Source organism: Dechloromonas agitata is5 (assembly GCF_000519045.1).
In the GTDB taxonomy this organism is placed as follows: Bacteria; Pseudomonadota; Gammaproteobacteria; order Burkholderiales; family Rhodocyclaceae; genus Azonexus; species Azonexus agitatus.
The window spans coordinates 1629095-1655646 of sequence record NZ_KI912532.1; the positions used below are offsets into that span (position 1 = coordinate 1629095).

General features: G+C 64.0%; 31 protein-coding genes. 17 read left to right on the forward strand and 14 right to left on the reverse strand.

The genetic code is table 11. The features are described from left to right. Positions 1–2 precede the first annotated feature (2 nt). On the reverse strand, positions 3–842 hold the full coding sequence (locus K420_RS0108040; RefSeq protein WP_027457598.1) for a cytochrome C assembly family protein: 840 nt from the start codon (positions 840–842) through the stop codon (positions 3–5). A gap of 29 nt (positions 843–871) precedes the next feature. Here K420_RS0108040 and ffh point away from each other — a divergent pair, with 29 nt between their 5' ends. Further along, on the forward strand, positions 872–2242 hold the full coding sequence (gene ffh, locus K420_RS0108045) for a signal recognition particle protein (RefSeq protein ID WP_027457599.1): 1371 nt from the start codon (positions 872–874) through the stop codon (positions 2240–2242). Here the strand turns inward: ffh and K420_RS0108050 are convergent, their stop codons facing one another. Together K420_RS0108050 and K420_RS0108055 are read right to left on the reverse strand one after the other, a co-directional pair. Next, positions 2243–2857 (reverse strand): lytic transglycosylase domain-containing protein, encoded by a 615-nt coding sequence (locus K420_RS0108050; protein WP_027457600.1) that lies wholly within the window; start codon positions 2855–2857, stop codon positions 2243–2245. It abuts the gene before it with no gap. Then, entirely contained in the window at positions 2845–4575 is a 1731-nt protein-coding gene (locus K420_RS0108055) for a proline--tRNA ligase (RefSeq protein ID WP_027457601.1), read from the reverse strand. Before K420_RS0108055 ends, K420_RS0108050 begins: the two co-directional genes overlap by 13 nt. 112 nt (positions 4576–4687) lie before the next feature. On the opposite strand from K420_RS0108055, the gene K420_RS18425 reads away from it, so the two are divergent. Genes K420_RS18425 through coq7 form a run of 3 tightly spaced genes read left to right on the forward strand, consistent with a single transcriptional unit; the run spans position 4688 to position 6392 of the window. After that, positions 4688–5239, forward strand: a complete 552-nt coding sequence (locus tag K420_RS18425; protein ID WP_051453013.1) for an RNA pyrophosphohydrolase — start codon at positions 4688–4690, stop codon at positions 5237–5239. 2 nt (positions 5240–5241) lie between these two features. After that, positions 5242–5763, forward strand: a complete 522-nt coding sequence (locus K420_RS0108065; RefSeq protein WP_027457602.1) for a CNP1-like family protein — start codon at positions 5242–5244, stop codon at positions 5761–5763. A 5-nt stretch (positions 5764–5768) separates the two neighbouring features. Beyond that, a complete protein-coding gene (gene coq7, locus K420_RS0108070) occupies positions 5769–6392 on the forward strand; it encodes a 2-polyprenyl-3-methyl-6-methoxy-1,4-benzoquinone monooxygenase (RefSeq protein ID WP_035855653.1) in 624 nt (207 codons plus the stop codon). Between the two features lie 17 nt (positions 6393–6409). Here coq7 and K420_RS0108075 read toward each other — a convergent pair whose 3' ends face one another. Further along, positions 6410–6838 carry an OsmC family protein gene (locus K420_RS0108075; RefSeq protein WP_027457604.1) on the reverse strand — a complete coding sequence of 143 codons (429 nt, stop codon included), beginning with the start codon at positions 6836–6838 and terminating at the stop codon, positions 6410–6412. A gap of 500 nt (positions 6839–7338) precedes the next feature. Here K420_RS0108075 and rplM point away from each other — a divergent pair, with 500 nt between their 5' ends. From rplM to K420_RS20440, 6 genes are all read left to right on the forward strand, one after another. After that, the gene (rplM, locus tag K420_RS0108080) at positions 7339–7767 is read left to right on the forward strand and encodes a 50S ribosomal protein L13 (RefSeq protein WP_027457605.1); all 429 of its coding nucleotides are present in this window, start codon (positions 7339–7341) and stop codon (positions 7765–7767) included. Positions 7768–7776: 9 nt separating this feature from the next. Beyond that, positions 7777–8169 (forward strand): 30S ribosomal protein S9, encoded by a 393-nt coding sequence (rpsI, locus tag K420_RS0108085; RefSeq protein ID WP_027457606.1) that lies wholly within the window; start codon positions 7777–7779, stop codon positions 8167–8169. Positions 8170–8447: 278 nt separating this feature from the next. After that, the gene (locus K420_RS0108090) at positions 8448–9116 is read left to right on the forward strand and encodes a DUF6776 family protein (RefSeq protein ID WP_157275042.1); all 669 of its coding nucleotides are present in this window, start codon (positions 8448–8450) and stop codon (positions 9114–9116) included. A gap of 9 nt (positions 9117–9125) precedes the next feature. Further along, the gene (locus K420_RS0108095) at positions 9126–9509 is read left to right on the forward strand and encodes a bactofilin family protein (protein WP_027457608.1); all 384 of its coding nucleotides are present in this window, start codon (positions 9126–9128) and stop codon (positions 9507–9509) included. An 83-nt stretch (positions 9510–9592) separates the two neighbouring features. Continuing rightward, entirely contained in the window at positions 9593–9943 is a 351-nt protein-coding gene (gene erpA, locus K420_RS0108100; RefSeq protein ID WP_027457609.1) for an iron-sulfur cluster insertion protein ErpA, read from the forward strand. A 163-nt stretch (positions 9944–10106) separates the two neighbouring features. Further along, positions 10107–10574, forward strand: coding sequence for a hypothetical protein (locus tag K420_RS20440; RefSeq protein WP_157275043.1), 468 nt, complete (start codon positions 10107–10109; stop codon positions 10572–10574). Positions 10575–10680: 106 nt separating this feature from the next. Here K420_RS20440 and purT read toward each other — a convergent pair whose 3' ends face one another. After that, positions 10681–11880, reverse strand: a complete 1200-nt coding sequence (gene purT, locus K420_RS0108110; RefSeq protein ID WP_027457611.1) for a formate-dependent phosphoribosylglycinamide formyltransferase — start codon at positions 11878–11880, stop codon at positions 10681–10683. 103 nt (positions 11881–11983) lie between these two features. Here purT and K420_RS0108115 point away from each other — a divergent pair, with 103 nt between their 5' ends. The 5 genes from K420_RS0108115 (at position 11984) to K420_RS0108135 (ending at position 17406) form a co-directional block, all read left to right on the forward strand. Then, positions 11984–13618: an ArnT family glycosyltransferase gene (locus K420_RS0108115; RefSeq protein ID WP_027457612.1), complete on the forward strand. Its 1635-nt coding sequence runs from the start codon at positions 11984–11986 to the stop codon at positions 13616–13618. Then, entirely contained in the window at positions 13615–14454 is an 840-nt protein-coding gene (locus tag K420_RS18430) for a phosphatase PAP2 family protein (protein WP_051453014.1), read from the forward strand. Before K420_RS0108115 ends, K420_RS18430 begins: the two co-directional genes overlap by 4 nt. A 99-nt stretch (positions 14455–14553) precedes the next feature. Then, the gene (locus tag K420_RS0108125) at positions 14554–15333 is read left to right on the forward strand and encodes a sulfite exporter TauE/SafE family protein (protein WP_027457613.1); all 780 of its coding nucleotides are present in this window, start codon (positions 14554–14556) and stop codon (positions 15331–15333) included. 62 nt (positions 15334–15395) lie between these two features. Further along, positions 15396–16223: a UDP-2,3-diacylglucosamine diphosphatase gene (locus K420_RS18435; protein WP_035855658.1), complete on the forward strand. Its 828-nt coding sequence runs from the start codon at positions 15396–15398 to the stop codon at positions 16221–16223. A gap of 1 nt (position 16224) precedes the next feature. Further along, on the forward strand, positions 16225–17406 hold the full coding sequence (locus K420_RS0108135) for a glycosyltransferase (protein ID WP_027457614.1): 1182 nt from the start codon (positions 16225–16227) through the stop codon (positions 17404–17406). Between the two features lie 15 nt (positions 17407–17421). Here K420_RS0108135 and K420_RS0108140 read toward each other — a convergent pair whose 3' ends face one another. Further along, positions 17422–18108 carry a hypothetical protein gene (locus tag K420_RS0108140; RefSeq protein ID WP_027457615.1) on the reverse strand — a complete coding sequence of 229 codons (687 nt, stop codon included), beginning with the start codon at positions 18106–18108 and terminating at the stop codon, positions 17422–17424. Between the two features lie 151 nt (positions 18109–18259). Here K420_RS0108140 and K420_RS18440 point away from each other — a divergent pair, with 151 nt between their 5' ends. Then, a complete protein-coding gene (locus K420_RS18440; protein WP_035854620.1) occupies positions 18260–19378 on the forward strand; it encodes a glycosyltransferase family 4 protein in 1119 nt (372 codons plus the stop codon). 12 nt (positions 19379–19390) lie between these two features. On the opposite strand, the gene K420_RS0108150 is transcribed toward K420_RS18440, so the two are convergent. Beyond that, positions 19391–19765 (reverse strand): response regulator, encoded by a 375-nt coding sequence (locus K420_RS0108150; RefSeq protein ID WP_027457616.1) that lies wholly within the window; start codon positions 19763–19765, stop codon positions 19391–19393. Positions 19766–19843: 78 nt separating this feature from the next. Further along, entirely contained in the window at positions 19844–20452 is a 609-nt protein-coding gene (locus K420_RS0108155) for a hypothetical protein (protein WP_027457617.1), read from the reverse strand. A gap of 88 nt (positions 20453–20540) precedes the next feature. On the opposite strand from K420_RS0108155, the gene K420_RS0108160 reads away from it, so the two are divergent. Further along, positions 20541–20954: a hypothetical protein gene (locus K420_RS0108160; RefSeq protein WP_027457618.1), complete on the forward strand. Its 414-nt coding sequence runs from the start codon at positions 20541–20543 to the stop codon at positions 20952–20954. Between the two features lie 121 nt (positions 20955–21075). On the opposite strand, the gene gloA is transcribed toward K420_RS0108160, so the two are convergent. The 6 genes from gloA to glyQ are packed head-to-tail and all read right to left on the reverse strand — an operon-like array spanning position 21076 to position 26537. Then, positions 21076–21456: a lactoylglutathione lyase gene (gene gloA / locus K420_RS0108165; protein WP_027457619.1), complete on the reverse strand. Its 381-nt coding sequence runs from the start codon at positions 21454–21456 to the stop codon at positions 21076–21078. 10 nt (positions 21457–21466) lie between these two features. Beyond that, entirely contained in the window at positions 21467–22183 is a 717-nt protein-coding gene (locus K420_RS0108170; protein ID WP_027457620.1) for a M48 family metallopeptidase, read from the reverse strand. Beyond that, the gene (locus K420_RS0108175) at positions 22164–22913 is read right to left on the reverse strand and encodes a lysophospholipid acyltransferase family protein (RefSeq protein ID WP_027457621.1); all 750 of its coding nucleotides are present in this window, start codon (positions 22911–22913) and stop codon (positions 22164–22166) included. The genes K420_RS0108170 and K420_RS0108175 overlap by 20 nt, the downstream gene beginning before the upstream one ends. Next, a complete protein-coding gene (gene gmhB, locus K420_RS0108180) occupies positions 22910–23461 on the reverse strand; it encodes a D-glycero-beta-D-manno-heptose 1,7-bisphosphate 7-phosphatase (protein WP_027457622.1) in 552 nt (183 codons plus the stop codon). Before gmhB ends, K420_RS0108175 begins: the two co-directional genes overlap by 4 nt. A gap of 15 nt (positions 23462–23476) precedes the next feature. Continuing rightward, complete coding sequence (gene glyS / locus K420_RS0108185) at positions 23477–25591, reverse strand: glycine--tRNA ligase subunit beta (RefSeq protein WP_027457623.1); 2115 nt, start codon at positions 25589–25591, stop codon at positions 23477–23479. A 1-nt stretch (position 25592) separates the two neighbouring features. Further along, on the reverse strand, positions 25593–26537 hold the full coding sequence (gene glyQ / locus K420_RS0108190; RefSeq protein WP_035854624.1) for a glycine--tRNA ligase subunit alpha: 945 nt from the start codon (positions 26535–26537) through the stop codon (positions 25593–25595). Between the last annotated feature and the right edge of the window lie 15 nt (positions 26538–26552).

Below are 26552 nucleotides of genomic sequence, written 5' to 3' on the forward strand. Positions count from 1 at the left end.
AATCAAGCGCGTCCGAGAATCACTTCTGCGACGAAACGGCTACCCACGTAGGCCAGGATCAACAGCGCAAACCCGGCCAGGGTCCAGCGCAACGCACGCTTGCCGCGCCAGCCCCAAGCGTGTCGGCCGATCAGCAGGGTGGCGAAAATGCCCCACGAGGCGAAGGCGAACAGCGTCTTGTGGTCGAGCGACATCGGCTTGCCGAACAGCGCTTCGGAGAAGAAGACGCCACTCCCGACGGTCAGGGTCAGCAAGACGAAGCCGATCAGCAGCATCTTGAAGAGCAGCGACTCCATGGTAAGCAGGGGGGGCAGGCTGGCCAGGCTGCGTTTCATTGAGCGCTTGTGCAGAGCCTGCTCGGTGAAGCCCATGAAAATGGCGTGCAGGGCAGACAGCGTCAGCAGGCTGTAGGCCAGCATGGCGGTCAGGAAGTGCAGCTTGAAGCCCGTTGCCTGGGCATGGGCAACGAGATGGACGTTGGGGAAGATCACCGGCAGGATGGTGCAAGCCGCTGCCAGAGGCAGAACCATGGGCTGCATGCCTTCCATGCGAGCCATGAAGCTTTCCAGCCAGTAGATCAGGACGGCGAGCCACATCATCAGCGATAGCGCGAAGCTGAACGAGAAACGCATGCCAGCTTCGGTAAACAATGCGTCATGCAGGCCGCCGGCGTGGATGGCGAGGGCGACTGCGATGGCGGCCCGCTCCCAGGGTTGCATCGGGCAGGCGACGCACTGGTTTTCGCTTTCGCGCCAGCGGGTGTTCCAGAAATGGAAGCCGAGCGCACCATAAATCAGGGCGGCAAGGATGTGGGGCAGAAGCTGAATTACAATATCGGCCATTCCCGAATTCTACTAGAAGCCCATCTGACATGCTCGACAACCTGACTACCCGCCTTGCGCGCGTCATGAAGACGCTGAAGGGCGAAGCCCGCCTGACCGAATCCAATATCGCCGATGCCTTGCGCGAAGTGCGGATGGCGTTGCTCGAGGCCGATGTGGCTTTGCCGGTGGTCAAGGATTTCATCGCCGCCGTCAAGGAAAAGGCGGTCGGCCAGGAGGTCATTGGTTCGCTGAACCCCGGGCAGGCCTTGATCGGGGTCGTGCATGGCGAACTGACCAAGATCATGGGCGACGCCCATGAAGGAATCAACTTCAATACCCAGCCGCCCGCCATCGTGCTGATGGCCGGCCTGCAGGGCGCCGGCAAGACGACCACGGTCGGCAAGCTGGCCAAGTTCCTCAGGGAAAACCACAAGAAGAAGGTGCTGGTCGTCTCGTGCGACGTTTATCGTCCGGCCGCCATCGAACAGCTGAAATTGGTTGCCAGCCAGGCGGGCGTCGATTTCTTCCCGTCCGCCGTCGGTGAAAAGCCGGAGGCCATTGCCGCGGGCGCCATCGACTGGGCGAAACGGCATTACCACGATGTGCTGCTGGTCGATACGGCGGGTCGTCTGGCCATCGACGAAGAGATGATGGCCGAGATCAAGCGCCTGCACGCCGCGATCAATCCGATCGAGACGCTGTTCGTGGTCGATGCCATGCTGGGTCAGGATGCCGTCAATACGGCGCGAGCCTTCAACGAGGCCCTGCCGCTGACCGGGGTCGTGCTGACCAAGCTCGATGGCGATGCGCGCGGCGGGGCGGCGCTCTCCGTTCGCCACATCACGGGCAAGCCGATCAAGTTCGCCGGCGTTGGCGAGAAATTGAGTGGCCTGGAGGCCTTTCATCCTGAGCGCATGGCGTCCCGCATCCTCGGCATGGGGGACGTGCTGTCGCTGATCGAGGAGGCGCGCAAGGGGCTGGACGAGGAAAAGGCCGTTGCGTTTGCCAAGAAGCTCAAGTCTGGCAAGGGCTTCGACCTCAACGACTTCAAGGAGCAGATCGCCCAGATGCGCAACATGGGCGGCCTGACCTCGCTGATGGACAAGATGCCGGCGCAGATCGCCCAGATGGCCGGGCAGCTGCCGGCCGGTGCGGAGGGCAAGATCATCGGGCGCGTCGAGGGCATCATCAATTCGATGACCCCGGCCGAACGCGCCAAGCCGGAACTGATCAAGGCCAGCCGCAAGCGCCGTATCGCCATGGGCGCTGGGGTGCAGGTTCAGGAAGTTAATCGTCTGCTCAACCAGTTCGAACAGACGCAGAAGATGATGAAGCAGTTTTCCAAGGGCGGCATCGGCAAGCTGATGCGCGGCATGAAGGGCATGCTGCCCGGGGGAATGGGCGGCCTCGGCCGCTGATCAGTTGGGGGCGGCCTGCGCCAGGCGGGCAGGCCTTTCGTATTGCCACTGGTTCTGCCAGGCGGCGCGCACCATGTTGGGATACTCCGGCTTGCCCAGGCTGCCGTTGTAGCGGCCCAGTGCACGGTAGAGGTCGCCTTTTTCGATTTCGAGGTAGTGGCGGAGGATTGTGCAACCGTAGCGCAGGTTGGTGCGCAGGTCGAACAGCGAATCGTCCGGGCGACCGATCAGTTTCACCCAGAAGGGCATGACCTGCATGTAGCCGCGGGCGCCGGCCGAGGACACGGCGTATTTGCGGAAGCCCGATTCGACCTGCATCAGGCCGAGCACCAGTTGCGGATCGAGACCCGCCCGAGTGGCTTCGTAATGCACGCTGCGCAGCAGGTCGATCCGGTATTCCCGGTTGGGAATGCGTTTTTCGAGACGCGGCGACATGGCGGCGAGCCAGTCGACTGCCTCCATCGGTGTCTTGAACGACGTGACACTCGGCCGGCTATCGGAAACGGCCTTGTGCAGGGCAGCCTGGACGCTGGCTGAGAGCGGCTCATATTTCTGGGCGCCGGCGAACGCCGCCGACGCACTTGACAACAACAGTGCGACGATCAGGCGGCGCACAGTTTCCCTTGCAGCAGGGCCAGGATGTTGCTTTGGGCGACCATGGTGGCTTCGGCTTCGGTGCGGCCCTTGTATTCGAACTGGCCGTCCTTCAGCCCGCGTTCGCCGATAACGACACGATGGGGGATACCGATCAGTTCCATGTCGGCGAACATCACGCCCGGACGCTCGTTGCGGTCATCAAGCACGACATCGATGCCGGCCTGCTTCAGTTCGGCATAAAGCCGGTCGGCGGCGGCCTTGACGGCATCGCTCTTGTGGTAGCCCATCGGTACGATGCAGACCTCGAACGGCGCGATGGTGGTCGGCAGCACGATGCCCTTGTCGTCATTGCCCTGCTCAATGGCAGCGCCGACGATGCGCGACACGCCGATACCGTAGCAGCCCATTTCCATGATCTGGCTCTTGCCGTTCTCATCCAGGAAGGCGCAGTTGAGCGCCTTGGCGTATTTGCTGCGCAACTGGAAGATGTGGCCGACTTCGATGCCGCGGCAGATGTCGAGAACCCCCTTGCCGTCAGGCGCGGGATCTCCGGCAACGACGTTGCGGATGTCGACGACCGCCGGCTCTGGCAGGTCGCGGCCGAAATTGACGCCGCACAGGTGGTAGCCGGCTTCATTGGCGCCACAGACGAAATCGGCCAGGTTGGCGACGCTGCGATCGGCAAAAACGAGCACCTTGTCCCGGTCGATGCCTACCGGCCCGATGAAGCCCGGCTTGCAGCCGAGGCGCTCGATGACCTCTTCGTCGGTGGCAAAGCGGAACGGGCTGAGTGCGTCGATCTTGCTTGCCTTGACTTCGTTCAGTTCATGATCGCCGCGCAGCAGAAGCAGGGCGAAGGTCTTGCTGCCCTCCTGGTTCTCGCTGACCACGGCGATCGACTTGACAATGCGGTCGAGCGGCACGGCGAGGAATTGGGCGACATCGGCACAGGCCATTCTGCCAGGGGTGTGGACCTTTTCCATGGCCAGCGTGGCAGCGGGGCGCGGTGCGCTCGGCGCCAGTGCTTCGGCAAGTTCGACGTTGGCGGCATAGTCCGAGGTCGGGCAGAAGGCGATGTCGTCTTCGCCAGAGTCGGCCAGCACGTGGAACTCATGCGAGCCGGTACCGCCGATCGAGCCGGTGTCGGCCGCCACGGCACGGAATTTCAGGCCGAGGCGGGTGAAGATGCGGCCGTAGGTCGCGTACATGTTGCCGTATTCGCGCTGCAGATCCTCGAAGGAGCTGTGGAAGGAGTAACCGTCCTTCATCAGGAACTCGCGACCGCGCATGACGCCGAAGCGCGGGCGGATTTCGTCGCGGAACTTGCTCTGGATCTGGTAGAGGTGGATTGGCAACTGGCGGTAGCTCTTGACGTCGCGTCGTACGACATCGGTGATGACTTCCTCATGCGTCGGGCCGATCACGAAGTCCCGCTGGTGGCGGTCCTTGAAGCGCAGCAACTCCGGTCCATAGCCGGGGCCGCGCCCGGATTCTTCCCACAGCTCGAAAGGCTGGACCGCGGGCATCAGCAACTCCAGGGCGCCAGCGGCATTCATTTCCTCGCGCACGATGTTCTCGACCTTGCGCAGCACGCGCAGACCCAGCGGCATCCAGGTGTAGATGCCGGCGGCTGCCCGTTTGATGTAGCCGGCCCGCAGCATCAGTTTCTGGCTGACGACTTCGGCATCGGCCGGGGCTTCCTTGAGAGTGGTGAAAAAGAACTGCGAGGTGCGCATGGGATGCTCTTGAATTCGTTGCTAAACCTTCATTTTACACGGCCCCGCTTCTTTGCATGTGGCCCCCCTTTGTGAAAGAATCGGGGCAACTATTAATTTTTGCAGGATTTTTATGCTCGACCGTGAAGGCTATCGCCCGAACGTCGGCATCATTCTTTGTAACGCCAAAAACGAGGTTTTCTGGGGTAAGCGCATTCGGGAGCATTCCTGGCAGTTTCCGCAAGGTGGCATCAAGCGCGGCGAAACGCCGGAAGAGGCCATGTATCGCGAACTGTACGAAGAGGTCGGGCTGTTGCCCGAGCACGTGCGTATCCTCGGTCGAACCAAGGGGTGGTTGCGTTACGAAGTGCCGACACATTGGATCAAGCGCGAGTGGCGTGGTTCCTACAAAGGCCAGAAGCAGATCTGGTTCCTGTTACGGCTGGTCGGGCGGGACAACGATGTGAGCTTGCGGGCGACCAGCAAGCCCGAGTTCGACGCCTGGCGCTGGAACGATTACTGGGTGCCGCTGGATGCCGTGATCGAATTCAAGCGCACGGTTTATGAACAGGCGTTGAACGAACTCGTCCGTTTCCTCGATGTCGACCGCAAGGCACTGCGCCAGCAACGGCGTGATGTGGTGGCGCAGGATTCTCCGTCCGGTACGACGCAGGAGGATGCCTAACCATGGCCGTTCGATTGCATCCCGTCTGGCTGCTCGCGGCCGCCTGCTGGCTCGCCGTGGCGCCCGTTGCCGCCGAAGAAGACGATTACGAGCCGGCCCGGGAGTGGCGGGAGGGCGAAGTGCAGTTTCCGTCCTACCCGGCGCCAGAAAACCTGCTGCCGCTTTACGTCAGTGCCGCCACCGCCAACAAGTTTTTCATCGATGGGGCGACCCTCAGTGTTGGTGCCGATGGTGTCATTCGCTACGTGTTGGTCGTTGAAACGCCGCAAGGCGGGCGTAACGTGACTTTTGAGGGGATGCGCTGCGAAGCCCGTGCCCGGCGCATCTATGCCTCCGGCCGGGCGGATGGCAGCTGGTCCAAGGCGCGCAAGGATGAATGGGTGAGAATCCAGGATGCTTACGCCAATCGTCAGCACGCGGCGCTCTTTCTTGAATATTTCTGTCCGTTCGGCAACGCGGTGCGTAATGCGGCCGAAGCCAGGGATGCCCTGGTGCGGGGTGGACATCCGGATGTCCGTCGGTGAGCCCCGTGTTTGCTGATCGTCTGATCATCGAATTTGACCGGGCGCTGCGCACGGTTTTCGCGCCCGCCCGGAGCATTCGACCGACGCCGGGGGGCTCCTGCGTCGAGCCCGATCTGGATGAGGCTGAGCGGCAACATGCGATTGGCTTGATGCGGGTTAATCATTGCGGCGAAATCTGTGCGCAGGCTCTTTATCAGGGGCAGGCGCTGACGTCGCGGGATCCTTCGGTACGCGAGGCGTTGCGTGTTGCGGCCGATGAGGAGACTGAGCATCTGGCGTGGACGGAGTCACGCATCGCCGAACTGGGCGGCCGCAAGAGTCTGCTCAATCCACTCTGGTACGTCGGATCGCTGTCGTTGGGGGTGCTGGCCGGGGCGCTGGGTGATAAGTGGAATCTGGGTTTTCTGGCAGAGACGGAGCGCCAGGTGGAAGCCCATCTTGATGGCCATTTGCAGGAATTGCCGATACAGGATGTGAAGTCGCGGGCCATCGTCGATCAGATGCGCCTCGATGAAATCCGCCACGCCGACATGGCAATCGCCCATGGCGCCTCTGAACTGCCCGGTGCGGCGAGACTCGCGATGAGGTTGGCGGCAAAGGTGATGACCTCTGCCGCCTACCGGCTTTAGGCGCTCCCGGGGAGCGGTCAGGCTTCGTCGATGATCTCGAAATCCGAGGTGATCTCGGCGGTCTTGCCAATCATGATGGATGCCGAGCAGTATTTTTCCTTGGATAGCGCGATGGCTCGAGCAACCGCATCCGGCTTGAGGTTTTTGCCTTTCACCCGGTAGTGCAGGTGAATGCGGGTGAAGACCTTTGGGTCGCTGTCAGCACGCTCGGCCTGAAGGCTGACGTCGCAGGCGCTAACCTGGTGCCGCCCTTTTTTCAGGATCAGGACGACGTCAAAGGCTGAGCAGCCGCCTGTTCCGGCGAGCACCATTTCCATGGGGCGCAATCCGATATTCCTGCCGCCAGCTTCGGGGGCTCCATCCATTACCACGGCGTGGCCGCTACCAGTTTCCGCAACGAAGGCCATGCCTGCGTCGTTGCCCATCCACCTTACTGTGCATTCCATGTTGTTCTCCTTGCGAGGGTCCGGATTTTAGCGGAATTACAAGCGGGAGGCTTGTTCTGCTCAATTGCTGCAATGCAGCAAAGAAAGTAGTCGATTCGGTGTTTGATAAAAGTAAAATTTGTGTTATCAACTGTTGAATCGATGTCATGAATTATTTCAATATTACATTAAATCAATGTTTTATATGTGATACATTCGGTGAATAAATTAATACAATAATGAATTGTGCGTCGCACAAATATTTCTTGATTGGCCGTAGGGGATCGTGCACAATGCAAAGCGTACGAACTGCAGTGACTTGTTCAGCGATAGGTTCTTCAGTTCAGATTTGTCTCCTCCACCCTCCTCCTTTGGTGTGGATTTAACGCGGCTCAGCGAGCCGCGTTTTTTTTGCCTGATCGGCCGGTCTGGATGCAAAGGGATTGACAGCCGGTTTCGGAGTCGACTAAAATCCGCGCCTTTCTCCAATCTGCGCCCAATTTTTTCAGGACGGCACACACATGAAAACGTTTTCCGCCAAGCCACATGAGGTGAAGCGCGAGTGGTTTGTGGTAGACGCCACGGACAAGGTGCTCGGCCGCCTCGCCACCGAAATCGCTCGTCGCCTTCGCGGCAAGCACAAGGCTATCTACACTCCGCACGTTGACACCGGCGACTTCATCGTTGTCACCAACGTGGACAAGCTGACCGTTACCGGTAACAAGGCCGAAGACAAGAAGTACTTCCGCCACTCCGGCTATCCGGGCGGTATCTACGAAACCAACTTCAAGAAGATGCAGCAACGCTTCCCGGGTCGTGCCCTGGAAACCGCCGTCAAGGGCATGCTGCCGAAGGGTCCGCTGGGCTACGCCATGCTGAAGAAGCTGAAGTGCTACGCCGGCGACCAGCATCCGCACACTGCCCAGCAGCCGAAGGCTCTGGAAATCTAAGGGGGTATCATGGCTGAAGGTTATTTCTACGGCACTGGTCGTCGCAAGAGCGCCGTTGCTCGTGTTTTCATGAAGCGTGGCTCCGGTTCCATCGTGGTCAACGGCAAGCCGGTTGATCAGTTTTTCTCGCGCGAAACCGGTCGCATGATCGTTCGCCAGCCGCTCGCTCTGGTCGAGCAGCTGAATGGTTTCGACATCAAGGTCAATGTGACCGGTGGCGGTGAATCCGGCCAAGCCGGTGCCGTTCGTCACGGCATCACCCGTGCGCTGATCGAATACGATGCAGCACTGAAGTCGGCTCTGTCGAAGGCTGGTTTCGTTACCCGTGATGCTCGCGAAGTGGAGCGTAAGAAGGTTGGCTTCCACAAGGCGCGTCGTCGCAAGCAGTTCTCCAAGCGCTAAGCCTGTCGCTTGCACACAAGAAAGCCGCCCTTGGGCGGCTTTTTGCATTGGTACGCCCGGTGCGGCGCCCTTCAGATGGGTTCCGTCACGGCTTGCCTGCTTCCGCAGTGCGTTTCCATGGGGCGTGAAGGTGTTTGATGAGCGGCCATATCGGTTAATCTAGCGTTTTGGCGGCCCGGCAGGCGTGGCCGTTCGAGATGATATTGCGGATCGGGAGCGACGTGCCAAGGGCCTCGGTAGTGAAGAAAATCAGGACGCTCAGGCGACATTATGGCGTGATGGCACCCAAGTTGGTGGTTCGTCGCCATGTCGCACGGGGCTGGTATGTTTTCGCCCTGCTTGGTTTGTCGCTGGTGATGCTGCTGCTCGGCTGGGGGGGGGCGCGCTATCAGGGGGGCGGTGGGCTGGGGCGGGATGCCGCCAGCTTGCAGGAGCAGTTGAGCCACCAGGAGGAGGAGTTGGCTTCGCTGCGCGCCAGGGCGGGGGTGGAGCAGAGCGCATTCAGTATCGAGCGTGCCGCCCAGCAGAAGTTGCTTGCCCGGGTGAAGGAGTTGGAAGCAGAGAATGCGGTCCTCAAGGAGGATATCCGGGTATTCGAGCGTGTGCTGCCGGTGGCGGGGGAGCCGGGGGCGATCGGTATCGAGAATTTTCGGGTGGCAGTCGACCCGGTCGGGCAATATCGCTACCGATTCCTGTTGGTATTCAGTCCGGACAAGCAGTTCCCCGAGTTCCAGGGGCGCCTGCGGGTACTTGCCCATTACGCGCTGGGTGACAAGACGGGACAACTGGTGTTGTCACTGAAAAAGGACGATGAGGAAGTTCGCCTGAAGAAGATGCAGCGCCGTGAGGGAGAGTTCAAGCTGCCAGCCGGCGCGACGCTGGTCGGGCTTGAGGTGCATGTGCTGCAGGGGGATACTTTGAAACTCAAGCGAGTGGCCAAGCTATAGGAGCAGTCGATGTTCGGAAAAAATGGCGAAAGCAAGAAGCCGCAAGGAAAAATAGACAGTTTGATCAGTGCCGGAACGCGTATCGAAGGTGCCATTCACTTTTCAGGCGGCTTGCGGATCGACGGTGAGGTCAAGGGGAGCGTGCTGGCGGTCGAAGGCGCGTCGGCCTCGACGCTGGTTCTTAGTGAGCATGCGCGCATCGAGGGCGGTGTCTCAGTAGCGCATCTGATTACCAATGGCGTGGTGGTTGGCCCGGTTGTCGTGACCGAGTCCCTGGAAATGCAATCGCGCGCCCGTATCGTCGGCGATGTCGAGTACGTCTCGATCGAAATGCACCAGGGGGCGGTGATCGAAGGGCGCCTAGTGAATCGTGTTGCCACGGAGGGGAACTAACCCGGCGTCGTTCTGACTAATTCCATTGACCGGAGGTTTGCTCCCTCTCATAATCACGCACGAATTTTTATGGAGTATTGTTCATGAATGCAGTTAACGACATGGCCGCCCCCCTGGTTTTTACCGATAGCGCGGCGGGTAAAGTCAAGGAGTTGATTGAGGAAGAGGGCAATCCGGGCCTGAAGTTGCGCGTGTTCGTGACCGGTGGTGGCTGCTCCGGCTTCCAGTACGGCTTCACCTTCGACGAGGAAGTCAATGAAGACGATACGACGATGGAAAAGAATGGCGTCACGCTGCTGATCGATCCGATGAGCTTCCAGTACCTGGTTGGCGCCGAAATCGACTATACGGAAGGCCTGGAAGGCTCGCAGTTCGTCATTCGCAACCCGAACGCATCCTCGACCTGCGGTTGCGGCTCTTCCTTCTCGGCCTGATCGCCGGGATTGTGCGCTCTGCCAGCCCAGGCTGGCTTGCCGGAACGCCCGATGGCCAACATCGGGCGTTTGCCTTTTCGGGCGCCGCCTGACAGGTGCCGGTCATCCTTTTTTAATCCTGGGGCGTTACCCTGTGTGGTTTCGATTTGTCCCGGAGAACGTCATGCTGTTGTCTGCCCATGAAATAGCTCAGGGTCGTGAACGTACCCTGCATAACCTGTTCACCCTCTCCGCGACTGGTGTTCGGATTGCTCAGCAATGGACTGCCTTGCTGGCAGCGGCTGGTCGCGATAGTTTCCGGCATGGGATTCCCCCCTTCCCGCAATCGGGTTTTGATCTGGCAGCGGCGCAATGGCCGATGTCATGGTGGTTGGACAACCTGGCTCGGGCTGGCCAACTGCTCGATCAGGGGCTGACCGTCTGCGGCGATGCGCAGAAGGCACTGATCCACAGCGCCGACCAGCAACTGCGGATTATCGACAGCCTGGCCATTTCCGCCATCAATCGGGCCAGTCGCAGCAGTCCGTGGGAGGCGGAAGTCGCCCTGCAGGCGATGAAATCATCGCTGCAGGCGGCCGAACAGGCTGTTCACGAGATCAGCCAGGCGGCGCTCGATACGGTTCAATCGTAGCGCTCTGGAGAACGGCCGTCCGGTGATCTGGCGACCGCGGCGGAGCGGCGCAGGCACCGGCATGCCGCGGGGGCGGAGCAGAGCCTTCGGCGAGGCTGAGGTCTTGTCAGACCTTGACCGGCCGTACCTTGCCGGCGGCCAGTCGGGCCCGCTGGCGGGCCTCTTCGGTTGTTTCACCATTGGCCACGGCGACACCCATGCGGCGCTTGGTGAAGGATTCTGGCTTGCCGAACAGGCGCAGGTCGCTGCGCGGCACAGCCAGCGCCTCGGCCAGGCCTTCGAAGGCGATACCGCTTTCTGCCATGCCACCGTAAATCACGGCTGAAGCACCCGGTTCGCGCAGGGTGGTATCGACCGGCAGGCCCAGGATGGCGCGGGCATGCAGTTCGAATTCGGAAAAGCGCTGCGAGCAGAGCGTCACCAGTCCGGTGTCGTGCGGCCGCGGGCTGACTTCCGAGAACCAGACCATGTCGCCCTTGACGAAGAATTCAACGCCGAAGATGCCGCGCCCGCCCAGGTTGCCGGTCACGGCGGCAGCGATGTCCTGGGCCCGCTGCCGGGCAGTCGGCGACATCGCCTGCGGCTGCCAGGATTCGACATAGTCGCCGGCCACCTGCTGATGGCCGATCGGTTCGCAAAAGTGAGTGACCACTTCGCCGGCTGCATTCCGGGCGCGGACCGTGAGCAGGGTGATTTCGTAGTCGAAATCGATGAAGCCCTCGACGATGACCCGGCCCTGATTCACCCGACTGCCGCTCGCCGCGTAGTCCCAGGCTTTCTGGACGTCATCGGGGCCGCGCAGCAGTGACTGGCCCTTGCCGGAGGAGGACATGGTCGGCTTGACGATGCAGGGGTAGCCAATGCTGCTGTCGATGGCGGCCTGCAGTTCGGCCAGCGAATCGGCGAACCGGTAGGGGGAGGTGGGCAGGCCCAGTTCCTCGGCGGCCAGGCGGCGAATGCCTTCGCGGTTCATGGTCAGCTTGGCGGCGCGGGCGGTGGGGATCACCTCGGCCAGGCCTTCGCGTTCGATGTCGACCAGCGTGTCGGTGGCGATGGCCTCGATCTCCGGCACGATCAGATGCGGCCTTTCCTGTTCGATGAGTTGGCGCAGCGCGGCGCCGTCGGTCATCGAGATGACGTGGGCGCGATGGGCGACCTGGTGACCCGGTGCGCTTGCGTAGCGGTCCACGGCGATTACCTCGACCCCCAGTCGCTGCAGGGCGATGATCACTTCCTTGCCGAGTTCGCCGGCGCCGAGCAGCATGACGCGCAGGGCGGAGGGGGACAGCGGGGTGCCGATCTTCATGGGGATCCTTGTAGTACGGTAGGCCGAAATGCCTGAATTTAGGCGGCGCCCGGAGTGACGTCAAGCAGCAGGACGGCCGGCACGCTGCCTTATAATGCCCGCCATGTCAGCCTCCCGCCTGCCCGTCGCCATCGAGCGCTTCCTCCTGTCGCCCATCAGCCTGTTGCTGGTCGTGGCGGTCGCCTTCGTGCTCAATGCCTGGAGCCTGCCGCTGACCGACGTCGACGAGGGCGCTTTTTCGGAAGCGACGCGCGAGATGATGGCGCGCGGCAACCTGGTGTCGCCGACCTTGAACGATGCGCCGCGCCACGACAAGCCGATCCTCATCTACTGGGCGCAGGCCGCCTCGGTCAGCCTCCTCGGCGTCAGCGAAATCGGCTTCCGCCTGCCGTCCATCGTCTTTGCCGTACTCTGGATGCTGGCCCTCTACCGTTTCTGCCTGCGCCATGCCGACCGACGGACGGCGCAGGTGGCGGCCCTGGTTATGGGGCTGTCGCTGGCCGTCGGCTTCATCGCCAAGGCAGCGATTTCCGATGCATTGCTCAACCTGTTCATCGCGCTGTCGATGTTCGGCATCTACGATGTCTTCTGTGCCGACCGCGATGGCAAGCCGACCCGCCGCCTGCTGTTCTACACCTATGGCATGCTGGGTCTCGGCTTTTTGACCAAGGGACCGGTTGCCGTCTTCTTTCCGCTCGTTGTCAGCGGCCTGTTCTTCATCTCGGCCGGCGCCTGGCGGTCCTGGCTGCGCGCCATCTTCTTCTGGCCCGGCTGGCTGCTTTTCCTGGCCATCGTCGTGCCCTGGCATGTCGCCGTCTTCCTCGACCAGGGCGATGCTTTCTTCCGTGGCTTCTACCTCAAGCACAACGTCAATCGTTATGCCAATACCTTCGAGGGGCATGGCGGCAAGTGGTACTACTACCTCGTCGTTGCTCCCTTCGTGCTGATGCCTTTCTTCGGCTGGCTGCTGGCCGTTGGTGGCAAGGTGTTGCGCCAGATCCGCCGTTCGCCGTTGGGCACGGTGCGGGGCGACGGCCTGTTCGAACGTTTCCTGGTGCTCTGGTTCATCGTCGTTTTTGCTTTTTTCTCCTCCTCCGGCACGCAACTGCCGCATTACCTGCTCTACGGCTGCACGCCGGTCTTCATCCTGCTGGCGCTCTACCGCCCCGAATTCGAACGTCGCTGGCTGGCTTACCTGCCGCTGATCCTGTTTGCGCTGCTGCTCGCCGCCCTGCCGGAAATCCTCGCCGTCGCCGCCAGCAAGACCAGCAAGCCGTTCGAGAAATTCCTGCTTGACGGGCTGGTGCTCGCCTTCTCCGACTCGGCGCGCTGGCTGTTGCCGCTGTTTGCCGTGGCCGCCGTTGTCTTTGCCGTCTGGCGCAGTCTGCCGGTCTGGCAGGGGCTGGTATTGGCCGGCCTGCTCCAGGCCCTGGTCGTCTCGGCGGTCATCGCGCCGCGCGCCATCAGCGTCACGCAGGGGCCGATCCGCGAGGCGGCGCAGGTGGCCAAGGCGGCCGGCGGCACGGTCGTCGCCTGGCGCATCATCATGCCCAGCTTCAGCGTGTACCGGCAGGCGGCAACGCCGACCCGTGTCCCGGTCGAGGGCGAGCTGGTGCTGACGCGCACCGATCGCCAGCCCGAGGTGCAGGCGCTGCTGGCGCCCGGCCTGCAGATGCGGAACCTCTACCAGAAAAGCTTCGTCACCCTGGCCCGTGTCGAGCGCGAGACACGACCATGAAGGACGCCCGCTTGCATGACCGGCATCCGTGGTTCGATGTCGGCCTGCTCGTCACCTGCCTGCTGCTTACCCTGGCCCTGTTGGCCATCTGGCTGGGCGATGCCTGGCAACGCGGCTTCCTGGCCGGCCAGGAAGCCAGCGTGGTGCTACCGCCGGTGGTCTGGGAATCGCTGACCACGCTGGGCGATGCCCGGGTCCAGCTGGCCCTGATGCTGCCCTTTTGCCTGCGCTATCCGCGCGTTTTCTGGGCGCTTTTCCTGGGGGCCCTGCTGGCCGGGGCGATCAGCCGGGGCTTCAAGATGACGGTGCCTTTGCCGCGTCCGGCCGCCGTGTTTGACGCAGCGCAGATCACCATCATCGGCGCCAAGCTGACGGCGCATAGCTTTCCCTCCGGCCACACCGTCTCGGCCTTTTCCTTCGTGGTGCCCTGGCTGGCACTGCTTGGCTGGCGGGCGGCACCGATCGTGGCGATTGCGGCCCTGGCGGGCTTTTCGCGCATTGCTGTCGGCGCCCACTGGCCGGTCGATGTGCTGGCCGGCGCGATGATCGGTCTGCTGGGCAGCTGGTTCGGCCTGCGCCTGAGCCGCCGCTTCGACTGGGGCACCGGTGTACGCGCCCACTGGTTTCTGGTCGGCATTTCGGCCATTGCGGTGGCCACGCTGCCGTTCGACGGCCAGGGCTATCCGGGCTCCCTGCCCTGGCGGATTGTCGCCTGCCTGTGGGGGCTGGGGGGCTTTGTCGCGGTTTACCTGGTGCCCCTGTTCCGCCTTGGCTGGCAGGGTGTCAACCGCGACCTGGCGGGCGTAGCCGCCGGGCAGGGACGCCGGTTGGCCTGAGCGGGCGGGCGTTGCCCGACTACGGGAAAATCATACTGTCCGGGGGGCGCTCGTTCGGCCAGAATGCGCCGCCTGGCTCAACGCAACAAGCACCCCACCATGACACTGACTGATGCCTTGATCGTCGCCCTTGGGGCATTTCTCGCCGGCGGCATGAATGCCATTGCCGGTGGCGGCACCTTCTTTTCCTTTCCGGCCATGCTTGCCGCCGGCGTACCGCCGGTGACGGCCAACGCCAGCAATGCGGTCGCCCTGTGGCCGGCCAGCCTGTCGAGCGCCTGGGCCTATCGCCAGGAAGCCATGCGCCATGGACGCTGGGCCATCCTGCTGGTCGGCGTCTCGCTCATCGGCGGCCTGACTGGCGGCTTGTTGCTGCTGGCCACGTCGAACGCGGCCTTTTCGAAACTGATCCCCTGGTTGCTGCTCATTGCCACCGGCCTGTTTGCCTTCAGTGCCCAGGTCAGCCGCCTGGTCGCCTGGAGCAAACGGCGGTTCGGGGCGCAGACCAGCGGCCAGCCCAATACCGGCCTCGGCGGCGCACTGTTCCAGCTCATTGTCGCCGTCTACGGCGGTTTCTTCGGTGCCGGCATGGGGATCCTGACTCTGGCCGCCCTGTCCATTCAGGGCTATGAGGACATGCAGGAGCTCAATGCGCTGAAGAACCTGACCTCCGCAGTGAACTACACCATCGCCGCGCTGACCTTCCTGATCGCCGGGGCCATCAGCTGGCCGCACACCCTGGTTGCACTCGCCACGGCGACCCTCGGCGGCGTGGTCGGTGCCGCCGTCGCCAAGCGCATGCCGGCGGTCTGGCTGCGCCGTTTCGTGATTGCCGTCGGCACGGTGCTGACGGTGATCTACTTCATCAAGACCTACTGAGCGACATCGAAACGTAACCCGGCCGTCACCGGCCGGTCATGGGCGGGCCCTATCGTGGGGCCATGCCCAAGGTCAGATCCGTCTTTCTCTCCGACATCCACCTCGGCACCCGGGCGTGCCAGGCGGAGCGTCTGCTCGATTTCCTGCGCGAACACCCGGCCGAACAGACTTTCCTGATCGGCGACATCGTCGATTTCTGGGCGATGAGGCGCGGCATCTGCTGGACTCAGGCGCAGAATACCGTGGTCCAGAAGCTGCTGCGCCGGGCGCGGCACGGCGAGCGAATCGTGTTCATCCCCGGCAACCACGACGAGGCGCTGCGCGACTACTGCGGCATTGTCTTCGGCGAGATCGAGGTGGTCGACGAACTGGTGCATGAAACGGTCGACGGCCGGCGCTTCCTGCTCATTCATGGCGACCAGTTCGACCAGGTCACGCGCCACCATCGCTGGGTCGCGGTACTCGGTGACAAGGCCTACGAAACCCTGGTGCGCATCAACGTCTGGCTGTCGTGGTTGCGGCGTAAACTGGGGATTGCCGGCTACTGGTCGCTGGCCGGTTACGCCAAGCGCAAGGTCAAGACGGCGCTCAATTTCATCTTCGATTTCGAGGAATCGGCCATCCACCATGCCCGCGAACGCGGCCTGGACGGCGTGGTCTGCGGCCATATCCACTGGGCGCAGATTCGTGACATCGGCGGCCTGACCTACGTCAATTGCGGGGACTGGGTCGATTCCTGCACGGCCATCGTCGAGCATTTCGACGGCACGCTGGAACTGGTCGGCTGGGGCAGTCCGGCCCTGCATCGCCTGCCGGCGGCCAATCCCGAGCCGGTCGGTTTGTCGCCACTGCCGGTTGCCGCCCGGGCTGCCGAATCCCTGGAGGTGTGAGATGCGTGTGCTGATGGTGTCCGACGTTTACTTCCCGCGGGTCAATGGCGTATCGACCTCGATCGAAACCTTTCGCCGTACGCTCGATGGGCAAGGCATCGAGGTACGCCTGGTCGTGCCGCGCTATGGCAACGAGGCCGAGGAGCCCGGCGTCGTCCGTGTTGCCGGCTGGCCGGTGCCGGGCGACCGCGAGGACCGCCTGGTCGGCTGGCGGGCGATGCATCGGGCGGTACTGGCCGCTGCCCGGGGTTGCGACCTGATCCACGTCCAGACCCCTTTCGTCGCCCACTATGCGGGGCTGGCCGCCGGGCGGGCACTGGGCCTGCCGGTACTTGCCACCTACCACACGCTGTTCGAGGAATACCTGCAGCACTACGCCCGCTTTTTGCCCGCCGGCTGGCTGCGCGGCCAGGCCCGGCGTTTCTCGCGCCGGCAGTGCAACCAACTCGACGCGGTGATCGTGCCGTCCACCGCCATGCGTCAGCGTCTGGAGAGCTATGGTGTGACGACGCCGATGCATGTCCTGCCGACCGGTATTCCGCTGGCCCAGTTCGCCCGGGGCGATGGCCTTGCCTTCCGGACCCGCCACGACATTGCGCCAGACCGGCCGGTGGCGCTCTACGTCGGCCGGGTGGCGCATGAGAAGAATATCGGCTTCCTGCTCGATGCCTTGCGCCAGGCCCGCCAGCTTTGCCCCGATGCGCTGCTTGTCATTGCCGGGGAAGGCCCCGCCATGGGTGACCTGCAGGCCCGGGTCGAGACACTGGGCCTGCAGGATGCCGTCCGCTTCATCGGCTATCTCGACCGCCAGCAGGCCCTGCCCGATTGCTATGCAGCGGCCGACGTCTTCGTCTTTGCTTCGCGGACCGAAACGCAGGGGCTGGTCCTGCTCGAAGCCATGGCGGCCGGGCTGCCGGTCATTGCGCTGGCCGAGATGGGGACCGTCGATATCTTGGCACCGGGGCGTGGCGCCTTTTCGCCACCGGCGGAGACGACTGCCTTTGGCGAAGCGCTCGGGCATTTCCTGAGCCGGCCGACCGCCTGGCGCCATCTGGCTGACGAGGCGCCAGTCTATGCCCGGGAATGGAGCGATGTGGCGATGGCAGAGCGCCTGGCGGTGGCTTATCGCCAATGGGCAGAACGTCCGGCGCTGGCTGCCTCGCCGCTGGCGGCCGTGACCTGATCTGCACCGGAGATGTCAGAACAGGCGCGGCGAGATCAGGCGGAGGCCGACGGAGAACCAGCGCTGGGTGCCGAAGTGCCCAAGCTGGTTGCCGTAGGTCGTATCGATCTGGACATGGCCGGGCACAATCCAGTGGCGTAGTCCGAACTGCACGAAGGGGCGGCCCTTGTCCTGGCCGTAGCTTTCGGCGATCAGCCAGGTGTCGCTGCGCATCTGCCACTCGTTGCCAATTCCCCAGGTCAGGCGGTTCTCGCGATTCTCTCGTTCCCGGGTGTAGCCAAGATTGGTGTGGATGACCAGGCGATCGTCGAGGAAGGAAAAGCTGGCCGGCACGTAGAAATAAGGATTGCCGGTATGGCTGCTGCCCGGCTGGGTGGCGTGGCCGACCGCCAGGCCGATCCCGTAGCCATTGGTTTCCAGCGGCCGGAAAAGCGTCTTCAACTGGGCCACGGTGGCGCCACTGTCGGAACGGCCATCGGTCCAGGCCAGGGCGCCGCCCAGGGTCAGTTCCAGGTTTCCCCCCGGATTGCAGGCCGGCAAGGCCCACCATTCGCGCTGGCGATTGTGGAGGTGCGCCCAGGTTTCGACCTGGCAGGCGCCGGCATCGGTCAGCCGGGCGTCGTCGGTGATCATCGGGCGGGCCGCCTGGCAGGGGGGGGCGATGAGGATCAGCAGGGGGGGCAGGAGGTGCAGGTAGCGCATAACCCGCCGATTCTAGGTGGCTTTTGTGACATTGCGGTGACTTTTCGTGTCATCAAAGCTTAGCGCTGTGCCGCTACCGTGCAGGCTTCATTCGGCCGTTACCATCCGATGGCCGGCCTCCCGACTTCTCTCCGATGCTGAAGGAGCCCGCATGTCCCTGGCGATTGCCTTCGTAACTGAAACCTATCCGCCCGAAGTGAACGGGGTAGCCATGACGGTTGGGCGGCTGGTTGGCGGCCTGCGCGCCCGTGGCCATCAGGTGCGGGTCATTCGCCCGCGGCAGGGTGACAACGATGTGGGAGGCGAGCATGAAATGGCTTTGGGCGGCTTTCCGCTCCCCGGTTATCCCGGACTTCGCTTCGGTCTGCCGGCGGGACGCCGACTGCGCGGTGAATGGCGCCGGCAGCGGCCGGATCTCGTGCATGTCGTGACCGAAGGGCCGCTCGGCTGGTCAGCGGTCAATGCCGCCCGCCGCCTGGGCATTCCCGTAACCTCCGGTTTTCATACCAATTTCGACCGCTACAGCGTGCATTACGGCCTGGGCTGGATGCGGCCGGCCGTTGCGGCTTACCTGCGCACCTTGCATCGGCGCACCCGGGCCACCCTGGTGCCGACGGCCGCCCTGGCCGCCGACCTGGCGGGCGAGGGCTTGCCCGGCGTGCGCATCGTCGGGCGGGGCGTGGATACCGAGCTGTTCGATCCCGCCCGTCGTGCGGCCGCCTTGCGCCAAAGTTGGTCGGCCGGCGAGGGGCCGGTCTGCCTCTATGTCGGCCGGCTGGCGCCGGAAAAGAACCTGGCGCTGGTCGAAAAAACCTTCACTGCCATCCAGGTCTGGCAGCCGCAGGCCCGCATGGTCTGGGTCGGCGATGGCCCCGAGGCACGGCGGCTGGCCGCCGAACACCCCGACCACCACTTCGCCGGTGTGCGCGTCGGGGAGGATCTTGCCCGCCATTACGCCAGCGCCGATCTCTTCCTCTTTCCCAGCCTGACCGAAACCTACGGCAACGTGGTGGCCGAGGCGATGGCCAGCGGCCTACCGGTGCTTGCCTATCGCAGCGCCGCTGCCGCTGAGCTGATCGACGATGGCCGCAACGGGCGGCTGGTGTCGCCGGGCGATGAAGCGGGCTTCCGCCAGGCGGCCATCGATCTGTGCGGCGAGCCGGAGCGCTTGCCCGCGCTGGGCGCCGCCGCCCGCCGGGCGCTGCACGGCCACCACTGGGCAGCGGTCGTCGAGCGCTTCGAGGCGGTTATCCGCGAAGCGCTCGGCTGATCCAGCGGGGGCTCAGGGAAACATGGCCTGCAGGCGCTCCTGCAGGGCCTGCGGCGCGAAGGGCTTGACGATGTAGCCGGTGGCGCCGCTTTGCATCGCATCGAGCACGTTGCCACGCTGGCCCTCGGCGGTGATCATCAGGACCGGGATGTCGGCTGTTTGCGGATTGGCGCGCACGGCGCGCAGCAGTTCGAGGCCGTCCATCTCCGGCATGTACCAGTCGGAGATGATGAGGCCGACCTTCTTGACCTCGGCCAGCTTGGCCAGCGCCATGCGGCCGTTGCCGGCCTGGTGGATTTCGGTGAAGCCGGCCCGCTTGAGCACCTCGATCACCACGCTGCGCATGGAGGCATAATCATCGACAACGAGGGCGGGCGGTCTGAGCATGGCGGGTGACAAATGAATGATCCAGGCGGCATTGTCGACGACTGGCCCGTTCTGTCAAATACCCGTCGCCGTATCGGCTCACGCCAGGCGGATGTCGACCAGTTCGGGATGCTCGGCATGGTCCACCAGGATGCGGCGCAGGCGGTCCTGCCACAACGCGGCGAACAGCGCGGCCTGTTGCGGGGTGGCAATGCCCTGGACGACGGCCGGCAGCAACTCGCCGAGGCGCGGGTCGCCGGGCACCCGCTGCAACTGCACGATGCAATCCGCGCTGCGGCCGTTGTCGCGCCGCGTCAGGCGAATGCCGCCGACGCCGGCGATGCCGAAATTGAGTAACTGGCGCCGACCGAACCGGCCACCCAGCCCCTTGAAACCCCCGGCCCCGGCGGCGCCGGTGAGTAGCGTGGCGATACTGGCGATGACGCCGGCCACGCCGTCTTCGACGTTTTCATGCAGCGCGACGCTGATGTCGCCGCGCACCGGCATCTCGTCGCCGTACAACGCACGCAGGCCGCGCACGGTCGCCAGCCAGGCGCCAGCCACCGTCGGGCAGGCATGGCCAGCCAGCTTTACCGCATCGGTGAAGTCGTAGCGGATCACGCCGCCAACCGCTGCACCGAGCAGCTCGGCGAGCGGGTCGCGCAGGGAAATGGGGGCGATCTGGTGATAGAAGTCGGGAAATTGCATGATGAGCTTCCGTGAATGAGGGGGGGCGGTGCGGCGAGCCCGGTCAGCCGGTAGAATGAGCCGGGTATCGAGGGGGGAATGAATTGCAATGAGCCATTTTGCCGCGCATGGGTATTACCGGATCAGTTGGCACGGTGATGTGATCAAGGTCATCGTCGGCGATCTGTTCAATCGCGAAGGGGTCGAACAACTCGTGGCCGAAATCGACCAGGCCGTGGCGCAAGGGGCGCGCACGGGCTGGGGGCTGCTGCTGGATGCGCGGCAATGGCAGGGCGGGACGCCGGAAGCGTTCGAACTCTGGCTTACCCGTCTCGAAGGGTGGATTCGTGCCGGGGAATTGCGGGCCTACTCGGCACTGTACGCCGAAAGCATCCAGGTTTTCCTGGGCGGCACGATTCGCGACCGGCTGACACCCCTGATGCCCTATTTTTCCTCGCCGGACGAAGCGGCCTGCTGGCAGTGGCTGGGTAGCCAGGGGTTGGCGGTCGGGACGGCCGGCTGAAGCGGTCCGGTCAATCGCTGCACGCATGGTCATCTCCTTTGTGCTGCCATTGTCCGGGGATCAGCCGCCAGCGCCTTGATGCGCGTCATCCGAGCCGCCCGCCGGCGGGTGTCGCCGGGACTTATTTCTGGATCAATTCGATCTTGTAGCCGTCCGGGTCTTCGACGAAAGCGATGATCGTCGTCCCGTGCTTCATCGGTCCGGCCTCGCGCACGACCTTGCCACCGCGGGCCTTGATGTCGGCGCAGGCCTTGGCGGCATCCGGTACGGCCAGTGCGACGTGGCCGAAGCCGTTGCCCAGGTCGTAGGCCGGGGTATCCCAGTTGTGGGTCAATTCGAGCACGGCGTCGGTTTCCTCGCTGCCGTAGCCGACGAAGGCCAGTGTGAAACGGCCCTCGGGGTAGTCCTGGCGGCGCAGCAGTTGCATGCCGAGGATTTCGGTATAGAAGGCGATGGAGCGGTCGAGATCGCCGACGCGGATCATGGTGTGCAGAATACGCATGCTGTTTCCTTTACAGGTGGGGAATGTGCCGGGCCTGGCGGCGCAGTTCGAGACGCAGGTTACGCCAGTCCGGACAGAGTTGTTCGACGACAGACCAGAAACGCGGGCTGTGGTTCATTTCCTTGAGATGGGCCAGCTCGTGGCAGACGACGTAGTCGACCACCGCCAGCGGCATGAAAATCAGCCGCCAGTTCAGCGAAATGCCACCGCGGTGGCTGCAACTGCCCCAGCGGGTTTTGGCCGAGGACAGGCGCAGCGGCGGAAACGCGACACCCAGGCGCGGAGCATGGGCGGCCAGGCGCTCGGTGAAGACGGCGCGCGCCTTGTCGCGCAGGGCGTGTTCCAGCAATTGTGCTGCGCTCGCGCTGGCGGTCGGCTGCAGGTAGAGGGTTTGCGGCCCGAATTGCCAGCGGGCCCGGCCGAGCGGGGCGAGGGCGATAGTCAGGGGGGCGCCGAGCAGCGGAATGACTGTGCCGTCGGTAATTTCCAGACTTTTCGGGGCCGGGCGTTCACGCCAGGCTGCCAGTTTGTCGAGCACCCATTGCCCGTGCTGGCGAATCAGGCTCTCGATGTCGCCCAAACGTGCCCGGGTCGGCGCACCGACGCGCAGGCCGCGATGGTCGATGGCCAGGCCGATGGTTCGCCGCGCGCTGCGACGCAACTGATAGGCAACTGTCTGGCCGTCGAGGACGATGCTGCGCGGTACGTCAGGTGCGCTGGGCGGCATCCGGGTAGCGGTGCGGGGAAATGCGGCGCATCTCGGCCTCGATCCAGGCTTCCACCTTCTGGTTGACCTGCGCTTCGGTCATGCCGGTGGCGTCGAAGGCGGGGCCGATGCTGATGGTGACGGTGCCCGGCTTCTTCAGGAAAGCTTGGCGCGGCCACAGCTCGCCGGCATCGTGGGCGACCGGGACCACCTTGCAGCCGACATGGGTCGCCAGGTAGGCGCCGCCCGGCTTGTAACGCTTGGTCTGCCCGGGGGCCACGCGGGTGCCTTCCGGGAAGAGGATGACGTAGAACCCCTGCTTGAGGCGCTCGCGGCCCTGGACGACCACTTGGTCGAGGGCATCCTTGCCGGCTGCGCGGTCGATGGAAATCATTTTCATCGCTGCCAGGCCCCAGCCGACGAAGGGGACCTTGAGCAATTCCTTCTTCAGGACGAAGACGCAGTACGCACCCTTCGGCACGCAATCCTGCAGGGTCATCGTCTCCCAGGCCGACTGGTGCTTGGCGAGGATGACGCAGGGTTCCAGGGGCATGTTTTCCTGGCCGATCACCCGGGGCCGGATGCCGAGGATGTGCTCGACCCCGAATTGGGTGCCCAGTCGCCACAGACGGCCGAACCGGTAGGCCCACTTGCCGCCGAGCAGCGGCCCGGCCACGATGACCAGCGGCGCACTGAGCACCGACCAGACGATGGCGTAGAGCATGAAGAGCGTGGAGCGGACGGCGTTCATTTCTTGGCCTTGCTCAGGATGTGATCAACGGCCGCTGCCAGGTCGGCGAATTCCAGCGTCCCTTCCGGCAGGTTGCCCTCGGCCTTGGTCTTTTCGCCCTTGCCGGTCTGCACCAGAACCGGTTGGCAACCCAGTACCGAGCAGGCCTGCAGGTCGCGTAGCGAATCGCCAATGGCCGGTACGCCGGTCAGGTCGATATTCAGCGTTTCCGATATGCGCTTGAACATGCCGGGTTTCGGTTTGCGGCAGTCGCATTTCGAATCGGCGGCATGCGGGCAATAGAAGATGGCGTCGATCTGTCCGCCCATCGCGACGACCGCCTTGTGCATCTTGGCGTGGATCTGGTTCAGCGTGTCCATGTCGAACAGGCCGCGCCCGACACCGGACTGGTTGGTGGCCACGACCACGCGGTAGCCGTGCTGCTTCAGCTTGGCGATCGCTTCCAGGCTGCCGGGGATCGGCTTCCATTCCTCCGGGTTCTTGATGAACTGGGCGGAATCGAAATTGATCACGCCGTCGCGGTCGAGAATGACGAGCTTGGTGGGCATGGCGACTTTCCCGGCTTAGGCGGACAGCTTGGAGAGGTCAGCGACCTGGTTCATCGCCGCATGCAGCTTGGCGAGCAGACCGAGGCGGTTGGCACGCAGGGCCGGGTCGTCGGCATTGACCATCACGCCGTCGAAGAAGGCATCGACCGGGGTGCGCAGGGCGGCCAGCGCCGTCAGCGATTCGGTGTAGTCGCCGGTGACGAAGGCGGCATCGGCGCGCGGCACGACATCGACCAGCGCGTCGTGCAGGGCGACCTCGGCGGCTTCCTTGAGCAACGCGTTGTCGACCACGGCTTCGACGCTGCCTTCGACCTTTTTCAGGATGTTGCCGACGCGCTTGTTGGCGGCAGCCAGCGCGGCGGCTTCCGGCAGGGCCGAGAAGGCACGCACGGCGGCCAGGCGCTTCGGGATGTCGCCCAGGCGTTGCGGCCGCTGGCTGACCACGGCATCGACTTCCTGTGCCGTGTAACCCTGCTCGCGCAGGGAGCCAGCGAGGCGTTCGTAGATGAAGTCGGCGAGCGCGGTTTCGGCGGCCTGGAAGCCTTCAATCCCGGCAAAAGCCTGGCCGGAAACGGCCAGCAGGGCATTGAGCGGCAGGTCGAGGTTACCTTCGGCCAGCATACGGATGACGCCCAGCGCATGGCGGCGCAGCGCGAACGGGTCCTTGTCGCCGGTCGGGATCTGGCCGATGCCGAACAGGCCGACCAGGGTTTCCAGCTTGTCGGCCAGCGCGACGACGGTACCGACCATGCCGCGCGGCAGGCTGTCACCGGCGAAGCGCGGCTTGTAGTGGTCTTCGATGGCATCGGCGACGTCGGCGTTCAGGCCGTCATGCTGGGCGTAGTAGCGGCCCATGATGCCCTGCAGTTCGGGGAATTCACCGACCATGTCGGTCAGCAGGTCGGCCTTGGCCAGTACGGCAGCCTGTTCGGCGTGCTGCACCAGCTCGCCGCCGCCCAGCTGTTCGGCGACAGCGCGGGCGATGGCCGCAACGCGCTGCATGCGCTCGCCCTGGGTGCCCAGCCGGTTGTGGTAAACCACCTTGGACAGGCTGACGACGCGGCTTTCCAGCGATTTCTTGCGATCCTGGTCGAAGAAGAACTTGGCGTCGGCCAGGCGCGGGCGCACGACGCGCTCGTTGCCGCCGATCACGGCACTCGGGTCGGCCGGGCTGATGTTGCTGACGACCAGGAACTGGTTGGTCAGCTTGCCGCTGGCATCCAGCAACGGGAAGTATTTCTGGTTGGCCTTCATGGTCAGGATCAGGCATTCCTGCGGTACGGCCAGGAATTCGGCCTCGAACTGACCGACCAGCACGTTCGGGCGTTCGACCAGTGCGGTGACCTCGTCGAGTAGGGCGTCGTCCTCGATCGGCTTCAGGCTGGCACCGGCCTGGGCGGCAACAGCGGCCAGCTGACGGGCGATCTCGGCCTTGCGCTCGGCAAAGGAGGCGATGACGGCGCCGTCGCGCTTCAGGGTTTCGGCGTAGCTGTCGGCATCGGTAATGACGACTGGGGCGACGGCGGCTTCAAAGCGGTGACCCTGGGTGGTGTTGCCGGCGGTCAGGCCGAGCACGGACACCGGCACGACGTCGCTGCCATGCAACGCGACCAGCGCATGCGCCGGGCGGACGAAATTGACCGTAGTCCAGCCATCGGCCAACTGGTAGGTCATGACCTTGGGGATGGGCAGCGCGGCGAGGGCGGCTTCGACGGCCTTCTGCAGGCCTTCGGCCAGCGTGGCACCCTTGGCCAGGCTGTCGTAGAACAGGATGTCGGCCTTGCCGTCGTTCTCGCGGCGCAGGCTGGTGACGCAGGAAGCATCGGCACCGAGGGCGGCCAGTTTCTTGAGCAGGGCAGGGGTGGCGTTACCGGCGGCATCGAGACCGACGGCGACCGGCATCAGCTTCTGCACTACTGGCTTGTCGGCAGCCACGGCAAGGACGCCCGTGACATGGGCGGCCAGGCGGCGCGGCGAGGCGTAGGCGGTGACGACGGCGTGGTCGCCGGCCAGGCCGTCTTTCTTCAGCGAGGTGGCCAGCGCGGCAGAGAAGGCTTCGCCCAGCTTCTTCAGCGCCTTAGGCGGCAGTTCTTCAACGAACAGTTCAACGAGCAGGTTCTTGGCAGTCATCTCAGGTGGCTTTCTTGGCATTCTGTTCTTCGAGCTTGGCCAGCACTTCGGCGGCCCATTCCTTGGGCGCCATCGGGAAGCCGAGGCGGGCGCGGGAATCGAGATAGGCTTGCGCCACGGCGCGGGCCAGGTTGCGGATACGGCCGATGTAGGCGGCGCGCTCGGTGACCGAGATGGCGCCGCGGGCGTCGAGCAGGTTGAAGGTATGGGCGGCCTTGAGTACCTGCTCGTAGGCCGGCAGCGCCAGTTGGGCGCCCATCAGGTGCTGGGCCTGCTTCTCGTGTGCGCCGAAAGCGTGGAACAGGAAATCCACGTCGGAGTGTTCGAAGTTGTAGGTCGATTGCTCGACTTCGTTCTGGTGATAGACGTCGCCGTAGGTCAGGCCGTCCGTCCAGGTCAGGTCGTAGACGTTCTCGACGCCCTGCAGGTACATCGCCAGACGCTCGATGCCGTAGGTGATTTCGCCGGTGATCGGCTTGCAGTCGATGCCGCCGACCTGCTGGAAGTAGGTGAACTGCGTCACTTCCATGCCGTTCATCCAAACTTCCCAGCCCAGGCCCCAGGCACCCAGGGTCGGATTTTCCCAGTCGTCCTCGACGAAACGCACGTCGTTCTTCTTGAGGTCGAAACCGAGGGCTTCCAGCGAGCCGAGATAGAGCTCGAGGATGTTGTCCGGCGCCGGCTTGAGCACGACCTGGTACTGGTAGTAATGCTGCATGCGGTTCGGGTTCTCGCCGTAGCGGCCGTCCTTGGGGCGGCGCGACGGCTGCACGTAGGCGGCTTTCCACGGCTCGGGGCCGATGGCGCGCAGGAAGGTGGCGGTGTGGCTGGTGCCGGCGCCGACTTCCATGTCGTACGGCTGGAGCAGGGCACAGCCCTTGTCGCTCCAATACTGTTGCAAACGCAGGATGATTTCCTGGAAGGTCGGTTTCTTGCTGGTCGTCATCGGACGCACTCGGAA